Source organism: Thermogemmatispora aurantia, assembly GCF_008974285.1.
Taxonomy (GTDB): Bacteria; Chloroflexota; Ktedonobacteria; order Ktedonobacterales; family Ktedonobacteraceae; genus Thermogemmatispora; species Thermogemmatispora aurantia.
In genome coordinates, this window is the sequence record NZ_BKZV01000001.1 from 1 (window position 1) to 11,644 (window position 11,644).

Sequence of the window (11,644 nt, forward strand, 5' to 3'; positions counted from 1 at the left end):
CTCCCAGCGCTTCCTCCCTCACCCCTTCTCCTCTGACCCCTCCGCCCGCCTCTACCGCACCGGCGACCTCGTCCGCTGGCTCCCCAACGGCTCCCTCCTCTTCTTGGGTCGCCTCGACCAACAAGTGAAACTCCGCGGCTTCCGCATCGAACTCGGCGAAATCGAGGCCCTCCTCTGCTCCCACCCCGCCGTCCAGGAGGCCGCCGTCCTCCTTCATCAGCCCTCCCCTGATGATCCCTCCTCGGCTCGCCTGCTCGCCTTCGTCTCCTCCCGCCCAGGCACCCACCTCACCCCGAGCGCCCTGCGCTCCTTCGCCTCAGAGCTGCTACCCGCCTATATGGTCCCTGCCTCCTTCGTCGTCCTGGACACCCTTCCCCATACCACCTCCGGCAAGGTCGACCGCCGGGTCCTCGCCTCGCTACCAGCTCCCGAGAACGAGGCCGTTCAAGGGGCTAAGGTCGCTCCACGCACTCTGCTAGAGCAGCAACTCGTCCAGCTCTGGGAGGAGCTGCTCAACGTGCAGCCGATCGGCGTTTGCGACAACTTCTTCGAGATCGGGGGCCATTCCCTGCTGGCCGCTCGCCTCTTTGCACGCATAGAGCAGCAGTTTGGCAAGCAGCTACCGCTCTCCCTGTTCTTCCAGGAGCCAACCATAGAGAGGCTAGCGAGGGCCATCGAGGAAGGAGAATCGCAGAAACATTCAGGGGCTCCCGTCATCGCCGTGCAACGTCAGGGGAAGAAGCGACCACTTTTCTATCTCCACGGGGACTGGACTGGTGGCGCCTTCTACTGTATCAAACTGGCGAAGCAACTGGGAGAAGACCAGCCTTTCTACGCTGTTGAACCTTATCGCTTCCCACAGAAGGCCCTACCTCCAAGCTTTGAAGAGATGGCCGCCGCTCACATCGAGGCGATCCGCCAGATTCAGCCCCACGGGCCATACCGCCTGGCTGGCTGGTGTAACGGCGGTCTGGTAGCCTATGAGATGGCCCGCCAGCTGCAAGCGGTGGGAGAAAAGGTCGAGCTGCTTGTGCTGATCGACCCCACCGCTCCCGAGCGAGGATGGAGCCAGGCCCGCCTGGCGTGCTCCTTCATCAGAGTCCTGGGCGCTCTCCTGCACTGGAATGAGCTGCAACAACTGGAATGCTACCGACGATGGCGGTACCGTTACAGCCTCTGGCGCTATCGCCTTGCTCACTGGCGGAAAGGCTCAGGAGAGAATGAACCGGCCCCTCCCAATGAGGATCATCAGCGCTGGACAAGCACATGCAGCTGGATCTTAACGCGCTACCGTTCAGGTCCTTATCGTGGCGATATCACCTTTTTCTGGGCTGCCGAAGAGAAACGATGGCGCCGTAAACCCTGGCTCGACTTCGCCCGGCACCATCAGCAGGAAGGTCGCGGGCACATCGACAGCCAGGAGCTGCCTGGCACACACATTACCAGTCGCACCACCTACCTCACGGTCTTCGCAGCGGCACTCAAGCGTCGCCTGGAGGCGATAGAAGAGAACGATATTCACTAAATAGATGGAAATGCAAAAGGAGATGGAAAGATAGAGGTGATCAGAATTGCCAACAGTTCCTCGATAAGAGGAATCCATCAGAGTAGCCGCTTCTCACGAGAGAGGTAAGGCACTCCATGAGTCCTATCTTCTTGCAGAGCTTTCACGGAATTACTATAATGGAGGTGTCAGGCCATACTAGAGGTGGCGTAGACAGAACCCAGAGATCTGCCCGAGGTGGGCTAGGCTGGGGCGCCAGCCGGCGACCCAGTTAGCAAAACCCCGCAGTCAGTGTCTGGGAGAAAAGATCTGGGATCACGGTTGGGGTCTGCGCAGAGGTGGCCCATGCGCAAGCCTCAACCTTTTTTATTGGGCAGAAGCAGGAGCGGAGCAGGGCACGCTCGTTCCCACAAGAGAGGGGAAAGCTTGGGCAAAGTCAGCGAATGCACAAAAGGCGAAAAAGGTAAATGGGGCTGAGGAAAAGAGCCGCGCCTGAGAGAAGGACGCAAGGGCTGTTGTCGAGCAGGCCACTGGTGAAGGAAGAAAGCACGCTGATTTCTGGAGAGAGTACGAATCTGGCGGCGAGAGAGAGAGAAGTAGCGTGGACGATAGGCGAAACGTCTGCTCATGCACACTCCTCTTTTGCAGCAGATGCCATACAAAGTGGTCGAACGACTAATGCAAGGAGAGCCAGGCCAAGCCTGCTCGTCCGCTGCTTGTTGACAAGCAAGCATGAAGGGGTCTCACTACAACATACGTTGGGTGAGACCCCTTCGCTCACAGTTGCAACTGTTCTGTCAAGCGACAAAGAAAAAGAAAGCGCTACACTAGCGTTGTGAAACGAGGTAGCGCTAGGGGCGAGCGAGGTTAGCGACCGCAAGCGCAGCCGCGCGGCTCGCCGCCGCCGCTGGCCGTTCTAAAGGAGTGGCCACAGCTGCAGGTTGTCACGGCATTGGGATTGTTCACCGTAAAGCCGGCGCCCATCAGACTATCAACGTAGTCGATCTCGCTACCGTTGACATAATCCAGGCTCATCTCATCGATGAGCACCTTGAAATCGCCCTGAGCAATGACCGTATCACCTTCCTGCTCCTCATCCAGCGTCATGCCATACTGGAGGCCGGAGCAGCCACCACTGGCCACGAAGATACGCAAGCCCAGATTAGGATCGTTCTCCTGCTGCAGAAGCTCGCGGATCTTCTCCATTGCCAGAGGGGTCAGCGTCACCACGCTGCTTTCGCTCTTTTGCTGCGTCTGCTCGATCATAAGTATCTCTCTCCCAAAAGTAGAACCTGCTTGCTCTCCTCAAGCCCACCAAGACAGGCCTCACGTACCCAGCAGATACGTGTTAGGCCTTCTATGAAGACACTTCAAGCACCCAGTTGCGTTTTATTATATCCCACGAGGTATACAGCGTCAAGGGAAAGGGCAAGGGCCTATGCTCTCAGCCAGAGGAGGAGGTCAATCCCCGCCCAGCGACCGCTCGCAGCCGCCTGCCAGCGAGAGCAAGCCAGTAGGAACTAGAGACCAAAGCGCTGTTGGGCGCGGATCAGATTGGCCAGCAATGCAGGCACTTCAGGTGGGGAGCCATAGAGCAGGCCACCATGCCACTCACCACTAGAAGTCATCCGCAACATTGTATTGGCTGCCGACCAGTCCTGAGCGAGTAAATGGGCAGCGAGACCGCTGACGATAGACGCAGCAAATGAGGAGCCTGACCAATCTGCCCAGCCAGTGGTGTTCGGCTCGCCGTTGGGGAAGGTGGGCGAGATATAGACTCCTCTGACAGCATCGGGTAGATCGTTACTATCTCTCACACCCTCAACATCGCCCCCGAACGTAGCCACGCCGCCATTCACCGGCGGCATAGCAGCGACATTGGCAAACTGGGACGGCTCGAAGCGACTGTTGACCGAGGTCACACTGACCACCGTTGCATAGCGCGCTGGCGCTCGCGGCGGCCTTCGCCGCTTTCCCTGGCGAGTTTCCGGCCAGGAATCGTTTCCCGCAGCGGCGACTAACAAGGCCCCTTGGGCATAGAGACTTTCAAAGAGGAGGCGCAACCCATCCTCCAGCAGCGTCAGGGCACTCATAGCACTGGCCAATCCCCGACTTGGCCAACGACGATCATCGAACCAGACATAGGGGAGACGACGCGCATCGGGTAAGGTGGTCAGGCTCAAATTGACGACCAGGCGCCGAATAGTCCCGGTGAACAACTCTTTCTCCAGTCCCGTCAGGGCTGCGAAGAGCCCGTAGAGATCGCCCCCCCCATAGTCATTGAGAATGCGAATCAGTCGAATGCGCGCCTGGGGAGCAATATCTCGAATCAGGCCAGCCACAAAGAGGCCGTGGTCAGGCATAGGATAATACAGAGCCTCGCCGTAATGATCACGTCCAGTGCGTACCGCCTCCCAGAGCGGATAGCGATCATATTCGATTTGGAAGAGGCCGCGGCCATTGCGCAAATCGGCTGCCAGCCGCTGGAGCAGCCAGTTCCGCCGGAATTCGGGGCGGTCCGCCGCTCGTAGGAGGCGCTCGGCCTCGACCGCGGTGTCAAGCACTGCTACCAGGACATTGCCCGCCCCCTCGGGATCAAGCAGGAGTCCCTGATCAAGAAAGGAAATATGCCAGCCGAGCGGTGGCTCATTGGCTCCGATGGCTGGCAACTCTAGCCGCGGAGCAGGACGCGGCGGCAGAGCTGGCCCGCCGATGCTGTAGTAAAAAGGGGCGGCAGTGACCAGCCAGTTGGGCATCATAGAGACGAGGCGGAGACCTCGCTCAGCTAGCTCATCAAGATGCACCTGCAGATAGGCAAGCGCCAGGGGCATAGGATCAATGAGCGCCTGCTCTAAATGGCGCACCTGATAGAAAATCGCCACAAGCGGTTGCTGGCGATGATAGCCAAAGAGGAAGGCCCGCTGGCGAATCGGAGGCCGGGATGGCTTCGCCTCTTCCTGCCAGTGGCCTCCGCTCCCATATGGTTCCAGCATCAGATGATGTGGTGCCAGAAGAGCATTGAGCTGGCTCCGTACCTGCTCAGCCAGCAATTCCAAGGCATCTTCAGCCGGCCTTCTGGGCAGTTGCACTACAACCACCATTTCTCCACGTACCCAGTGAAATAGCTCGGTTGGCCTCCCTATGAGGTCAGCAGCATCAGGAGTCATGCACAGATCCCCTTCTAGCTAGAGCTAGTACGGCATGAACGAGCGCGCAACATGGTGAGCAGCGTTCCTCCGCAGGTAGACAGCCGCAGTCAGGATGGCATCTTTGCCCTCTTCCTTCCTCAGCAAAGACCCCTTTCTCCCTTGCCTCCCCGCCTACCTGCTTCATGCAAAATGAGATGGAGCGACTGCTTTTCTATCATCGGGCATTATAACTGAACCAATAGAAGATAGCAAATAGACCTTCCGGGGCGCTTCTCAGGGATAGGCCGAATGGCTTTGCCTGGCCGTACGCTGGTAACCGGAGCAGCTGCCCAGCCTCCTTTTCTTCGCCCCTGGAATCCCGTTATAATGAGACAAGAAGCCCTGGGAGCCAGGATCAAGGGAGAAGGAAAAGAAAAGAGTACCGTTGTGATGAGCGCAGATCGTCTCTACGCCACTCTGATAGAACTGGTAGGCTTGCCCTCCACCTCAGGCCATGAGGAGCACGTTCGCCAGTACCTTGAGGCTACCTTGCAGGCCCAGGGGTTAACCACCAGCGTTGACCCCGCTGGGAATCTGATCGCTCTGCTCCCCGGCCAGGGCCGTCCTGTGCTTCTGAATGCCCATATGGACCGTGTCCCACCGGGGCGAGGGCAGCATCCGGTGCTGCGCGATGGCGTGCTCTACAGCGACGGCAGCTCTAACCTTGGAGCCGACGACGCCGCCGGTCTGGCCATTATTCTGGAAACACTCAGGCGTCTCCAGGAGCGTTCGCTTCCCCACCCGCCGATCGTCGCTCTCTTCACTGTCCAGGAGGAAAGCGGCCTGCAAGGAGCCCGCGCCTTCGATCCGACCCCCTGGCAGGTAAGCGAGGGTATTGTCTTTGACAATGCCTTTGAGGCCGGCGTAGTCGTCTCGCGTGGCGCTCACTACGAAGCCTTCGATGTCGAGATCACTGGTCGCACCGGTCATCCTGGCAAAGATCTGAGTCAGACCGTGAACGCCGTGGAGATTTTCCGCCAGGCGGCCTATCCTCACGGCTCGCTCGCCAATGACCAGACGCGGATTCTGATCGGACGCATCGAGGGCGGTAGCGCGCGCAACGCCGTTCCTGCTCGTGTACTACTCCAGGGAGAGCTGCGCAGCTTCGAGGGAAGTGAGCAGATAGAGCGCTACCGTGAACGCCTGCGCAGGGCTTTTGAAGAGAGCGCCCATCAGGCCGGCGGGCGAGCAGAGATACACTTTGTCTCACACTGCAACGCCTACGTTGTCGATGAACAAGAGCCGCTACTGGCCCTCTATCGTCAGGTGCTTGCTGATCGGGGCAAGCAGATCCAGTTGCGTCCCACCTTCATCGGCAGCGATACGAGCGCTCTGCGCCCGCGCATACGTGTCTTTACCATCTCCACCGGTGTGGTGAACGAGCATTCTCCCACAGAATATGTGCCGCTTGAACCACTGGAGCAACTGGTAGAGGACACGCTAGAGGTGCTGCGCCGTTGGTCGGGCGCTGGCTCAGCGGCTGACTGAAACCCTGCGCAGTCGGGTCCAGAGCAGCGGAAGCCAAGGCAGAGCCGAACAGGCCGGGTCCCGCTCAGAGAGGGCCTTGGTCAGAGGTTGCCTGTCGATCAATTGGGCAGCAGCGACACACAGCTGCATACAAGTCCGGTCTGGCATATCCTGGTCGACGCACGCCACCTGAAGCGCCGCTGGCCCGTGAATTGTATTGGAGCATAGTAACCTACAGGCTAAAGGAGGAGGCTGCAGGTGATACCCTTCCAGGACTTCCCAGGGCCACGCCGACATGTGCCCTGGATGACATGGAGTCTGATCCTGGTCAATGTACTGATTTTTCTCTATGAACTTTCCCTCGGGAATCGCGTAGATGAGCTGATTTTCGCCTATGGAGTGGTGCCCGTCGCCTTATTACACGGCGTTCCTCAGACAGCCCTTGTGCAAACTCACCTTGCTTTCCAGACTCCCCAGCCGGTCTACTTCACCCTGATTACTTCTCAGTTTCTGCACGCCGGCTGGTTGCACATCGGCGGCAATATGCTCTTCCTCTATGTTTTCGGCGATAACGTGGAAGACCGTCTTGGGCACTTTCCTTATCTCTGCTTCTACCTGCTCTGCGGCATCGTCGCCGGCCTCGTCCAGGCTGTGGCCTTTCCTGACTCAACGGTCCCCAGCATTGGGGCCAGCGGCGCCATCGCTGGTGTGCTGGCAGCCTATCTGGTTCTTTTTCCCCTGGCCGGCGTGCGCACGGTCATCTTCATCTTCTTTTTCTTCACCATCGTGACACTGCCAGCGATTGTACTCATTGGCCTCTGGTTTGTGCTGCAGCTTTTCGATGGTGTGGCCTCACTGGCCCAGGTGCAACAGGGCATGGGCGGCGTCGCTTATCTGGCCCACGTTGGCGGCTTCCTGACTGGCCTGATCATTACGCTAATCCTGCGCCCCTGGCTCAAGCCACCAGCTTCCATCAGCTATCCCTCCTATCCCTACCACCCCTACTCACGCGAGAACGACTATCGCCGCTGGTGGTAAGCTGAAGCCCGGGCGACAACGCGTCCCATTGTAAGCTTCACCCAGATCCCCTCACGAGCATGCGCTCTGGCATGACGCAAGCAGAGTCTCGCCACAGGCCAGAGCGCATGCTTGGGAGCTTCCTGCCGGCATCCAGGCCCCTCAGCACGTTAGCGTTTTTCCATCTCCTCTTCTGCCTGACGCAGAGGCAGCTCCAGGAGCTGCTCCTCTATCTCACGCCAGGCGGCCTCTTGCGCTTCGTACAGCGATAATGAGCGACCTGCCGCGCTGGCTTCCTCCACCTTACGGCTGACATATCTCCTGAAATTTTGAAGATATGGCAATTGCTCAGTATAGAAAGGCATCAGACGCAGTTCGATATCGCCATGGCTGTAGAAGGCTTCGGGACGAAAGCAGAGAGAGATCAGCTGGGCATAGCGCTCAATCAAGGACTGTTGGGTCTGGGTAAAAGCATGAGGGAAAGCGCTAGAGACAATGAGACAGCCAGCAACACGCGTCTGCCAGAGAATGGGACAGGCCACGGCGCTCTGCTCATGCTCGACCCAGTGAGCGGCGAAGAGACTGTACTCTTCATCACGACTCGGAATAGTCACTAGCCGGCAATGGGTCACAGCAGCTCCGGCTAGGGACTCTGCTCCCAGGAAAATCGCCTGTTGGCTGAGATCACGCGGCCAGGGAGGATTGCCACGTCCAACAATCTCACGCAGGCTACGCACCTTCCGCCCCGGTGCTGGCGGCGGCATACAACGCGCAACCGTCACAGCCAGACCACGCTGCTCAGGATCAAGCTGCCTGAGCATTTGCTGCAACAGGAGATCGTAGAGTGCATCTGGATAGAGAGAAGGGGGCGTGGTCGTATACATGCTGAGGGCTCGCACGTAAACCTCGACAGGTGGCGCCGGCAGCACTGCCGGGGCAGAGGCCTCCGTCGACTGTTCCAACAGCTTCGGGAAGTCGTTGGCCAGCAGACGTATCAACTCGGGGTAGACTTCGCGCGGCACCGCCTTCAGCAAGCGCCGGATGTTATCCTCTCGCGGCTGCACTACACCCCGCGCCCAGCGCCTGAGTGTAATCGGCTGTACCCCCATCTCTTGCGCAAGCCGCCTCTCCAGCTGAATGTCTTCAATAAGCTGACTCAACAGTTCCTGCCAGGTTTGCAAGCGTCTTCCCTTCCCATAGCGTTCCTGAAATATCATTAGAGCACTTTATCAGAAGAATCGATTGATCTACGTCTCAACTCAAAGAGGAAGTGCTGTTTCGTGACAGCTCTTCTATGATAACATATCCCCCATTGAACAACAATCTCCTATGCAAATATTAGAGAATATTACTATGAGGAATGGAGGGGACCAAAGGGAACCTGCGCGTTATTGCCGCAGGCAATCAACCGTCACTCTATCAGAGCTGAACCATTTGCTCACGAGAAAGAGCGCGATCCGGCTCCCGGCACTGAGCGGAGCGCGGCAGCCGTTCCTCTCCGGCAGAGGAACCCGATCAGGTTAGCCGCAGACTGAGAGCGCTCGCGTATTTAAGATTTTCTGATCAATGAGGGTACTCATGCTTCTTCGTTCACTACGTTCTCATCGCCCAAGACGGGATCAGCTGAGCCAGCCTCTGACTCAAGACGAGGCTGCGCAGCAGATTCTGCCAACGCCTGAATCCGCTACTGATGAGCACGGGCCTCTCGCACCTGGCCCGTGCCTTGCGAATAAGGAGGAGAAGCAGGAAGCCTCAACCACGTCCCGCAGCCTTGCTTTAAGGGAATTGGCCACAACAGGGGGCGAGAACAGGCTGTCTGAGCAGAAACAGCTCACCAGCGCTGAGGCAGGCCACTACAAGGAGCAGACGGCGAAGGCGGCCACGGCTCTCCGCTCTCCCTGGCTCGCCGCCATCCAGCAGGTCCTACCGATCTACAGCGCTACCCATCTGCTCTATTTGCTGCTGAGCTATGTCGCTTTTCTCTTCCCTGGCGACTCCAGCAGCACCAGCGGCCCTGTTCTACGGGCCATGATCAACAGCTGGAGGCACTGGGACACCGGCCATTTCATCACCATCGCTCTACATGGTTATAGCGACTGGTGGCGTACGGCCTTCTTTCCCCTCTATCCGCTCCTCATTCGCCTGGTCAATTATCTGGCAGATAATCCAGTGCTGGCGGGTCTGGTCGTCTCAAACCTGGCTGGCTTTGGTGTCCTGGTGCTGTTGTACCGCCTGGTCATTGAGGACTTTGACGACGAACTAGCCAATCGCACTGTGCTCTATTATGCAATGTTTCCTATGGCCTTTTTTCTGGCAGCAGCCTATAGTGAATCACTCTTTATGCTTCTTTCTCTTCTCTGTTTCTATAGCACACGGCGTGGACGCTGGTGGCAGGCCGCGCTCTGGGGCGGCCTGACCAGCCTGACGCGGGCCACCGCTATTCCGCTGCTCATCCCTTTTGTCTACGAATATCTGCGCCAGCACCATTTTCGCCTGCGTGAGTTCCGCCTCGATGTCCTCAGCATCCTTGGCATTCCCAGCGGCCTCGCCCTATTTGCCGGCTATTGCTATCTGCGTTTTCACGATCCGCTGGCCTTTTCTCACGCGGAATCGGTCTGGCAGCGCAGTCTCCAACCTCCCTGGCTCGCCTTTAGCGCGACCATTACCGCCCTCGTTCAGGACTCCAGCCACCTTGACTTTATTACTATCCATCGCGTCATCGACCTGACGCTGCTGACTGCGGTGCTGGCCCTGGTGGTGCTCCTTTTTGTAGGACCCTGGCGCCTGCGCGGCCCTCTCGCTCCCACTTACACGCTCTATACCGTTGGAGCCTTCATCTTCTTTCTGCTGGTTCCTGCGGTGGGACGCTATCCCACCATGTCGATGCCGCGCTTCGCCCTGGCCCTCTTCCCGGCCTTCATAGTGCTGGCACGCCTCGGCAAGAGTGAAAGCTTCCGCCTTCATTACCTAATTATCTCCGGGGGATTGCTCACCTTCTCGGTGCTCCAGTTTCTCATTGGCCAGTGGGCCGGTTAGAGCAGGCTTCTTATCGATTACCAGCGCTAGCGCTCGCCAGTCCATAGCAGACCTGGTTAAAGCACAAGGCTTTTGTGCCACATCAGGACGAAGGTGGCAAAATAGAGCGACGTGCCACGATGGCTTTGTTTAGGGCGCTCAGGATGGCTGGCTTCACTGCTCTTTCTCAATAGTGATCCAGCCATGCTTGAGCGCATAGACAACCGCCGCAGTGCGATCATTAACAGCCAGTTTCTTCAGAATTGAAGTAATATGATTCTTGACGGTCTGATCACTGATCTTGAGCACCTTGGCGATCTCCTTGTTACTACGCCCGCGGGCAATATGGTCAAGAATTTCGATCTCGCGGCTGGATAGCGGTGATGGCTCCTTCTGAGTGTTGTCGACCTCTTCTTCTTCCTCGTTGAGGGCCCGGAATGAGGCCAAGACACGCGAGGCAATCTGCGGCCTGGAGAGCACATCATCGTTCATCAGATACTCGCCGCGACTGACCTTGCGCACCGCATCCCGCAGCTCTTCCAGGCCGATATCACGCGTATAGTAAGCCGCGGCACCGACCTTGATCGACTGGAAGAGATCCTCCTCGTTCTCGGCGGGAGTGAGCATAATCATCGCGACATGCGGCGCAACCCGCCGCACCTGGCGAGCAATCTCCAGCGGATCAGCACAGGTCAGACCGGTATCGATCAAGGCGACGTCGAGTCGACCGTCGCCAGCGATCGCCAAAATCTCGGCGGGATCGGTCGTCTCGCCGACAATCTCACAATCCCCCATGCGTTCCAGGGTAGCGTGAATACCTATGCGCAGCAACGGCTGCTCTTCAACAATCAGCACACGTATTGTCTCCATCCAGCTTGCGGCAGTCCTCTCACAGAGAAGGACTCCCCTCCTCCTTCCGGCTCTACAGCGTTAATGTTTCTTTTCAAGCCTGTCCCGTCCTCTGGCCAGCCCTCTCGGCGGAGGCAAGGCTCGCAGGCTATCAGTGGTGTGAGGTTAGCCCACGCCTTTCCCCCGCCCAACGGTACTATTCTACCCCGGTGGTCTAGTCAAAAGTACTATTCTCAAGAAGAAAGTACTAGGCATGGCCATTTTCACGCTGGCGCGCCTTGGGGCCTACGCTCATGGGGGTGCCTGCGGGTCCCAGACTGGTCAGACAGCTTTCTCCTCCAGAAGGGGATAAGAATCAGGTTCCTGAAATGAAGGAGCCTTGTTCTGCGTTTTTCTCAATAGGCGTAGTATGATGAAGGGAGTAGCGAGGGAACAGCCCTGCCAAGGTGTTCCAGGCTATCCTGTCTAGCCAGCATCCCTAGCCACAACTCACCCTTTTCAAGGATGAAAGAAGAGCAAACAGCATGCAGAAAAAACGAGGAAGGGCCATGAAACGGGCAACCACAGAGGTTCACACTTTTCGGCCTCAGTCCCAGAGGCACAT

The 11,644-nt window shown here is 57.9% G+C and carries 8 protein-coding genes; 4 read left to right on the forward strand and 4 right to left on the reverse strand.

What is annotated here, in order from left to right; all coding sequences use genetic code 11:
• Positions 1–1,525: thioesterase domain-containing protein (locus KTAU_RS00005; protein WP_151726468.1), on the forward strand; the 1,525-nt coding region annotated here is incomplete at its 5' end.
• Positions 1,526–2,371: 846 nt separating this feature from the next.
• Here the strand turns inward: KTAU_RS00005 and erpA are convergent.
• Together erpA and KTAU_RS00015 are read right to left on the reverse strand one after the other, a co-directional pair.
• Entirely contained in the window at positions 2,372–2,770 is a 399-nt protein-coding gene (erpA, locus tag KTAU_RS00010; RefSeq protein WP_112427393.1) for an iron-sulfur cluster insertion protein ErpA, read from the reverse strand.
• Between the two features lie 254 nt (positions 2,771–3,024).
• Positions 3,025–4,671, reverse strand: coding sequence for a S8/S53 family peptidase (locus tag KTAU_RS00015; RefSeq protein WP_151726469.1), 1,647 nt, complete (start codon positions 4,669–4,671; stop codon positions 3,025–3,027).
• Positions 4,672–5,082: 411 nt separating this feature from the next.
• Between KTAU_RS00015 and KTAU_RS00020 the strand changes: the two genes are divergently transcribed.
• Together KTAU_RS00020 and KTAU_RS00025 are read left to right on the forward strand one after the other, a co-directional pair.
• Positions 5,083–6,180 carry a M20/M25/M40 family metallo-hydrolase gene (locus KTAU_RS00020; RefSeq protein WP_170292939.1) on the forward strand — a complete coding sequence of 366 codons (1,098 nt, stop codon included), beginning with the start codon at positions 5,083–5,085 and terminating at the stop codon, positions 6,178–6,180.
• A gap of 237 nt (positions 6,181–6,417) precedes the next feature.
• A complete protein-coding gene (locus tag KTAU_RS00025; protein WP_228026252.1) occupies positions 6,418–7,197 on the forward strand; it encodes a rhomboid family intramembrane serine protease in 780 nt (259 codons plus the stop codon).
• Positions 7,198–7,346: 149 nt separating this feature from the next.
• Here the strand turns inward: KTAU_RS00025 and KTAU_RS00030 are convergent, their stop codons facing one another.
• Entirely contained in the window at positions 7,347–8,393 is a 1,047-nt protein-coding gene (locus KTAU_RS00030; RefSeq protein WP_151726471.1) for a GAF domain-containing protein, read from the reverse strand.
• Between the two features lie 568 nt (positions 8,394–8,961).
• On the opposite strand from KTAU_RS00030, the gene KTAU_RS00035 reads away from it, so the two are divergent.
• Complete coding sequence (locus KTAU_RS00035) at positions 8,962–10,212, forward strand: mannosyltransferase family protein (RefSeq protein WP_170292940.1); 1,251 nt, start codon at positions 8,962–8,964, stop codon at positions 10,210–10,212.
• 153 nt (positions 10,213–10,365) lie between these two features.
• Here KTAU_RS00035 and KTAU_RS00040 read toward each other — a convergent pair whose 3' ends face one another.
• On the reverse strand, positions 10,366–11,061 hold the full coding sequence (locus KTAU_RS00040) for a LuxR C-terminal-related transcriptional regulator (protein WP_151726473.1): 696 nt from the start codon (positions 11,059–11,061) through the stop codon (positions 10,366–10,368).
• Between the last annotated feature and the right edge of the window lie 583 nt (positions 11,062–11,644).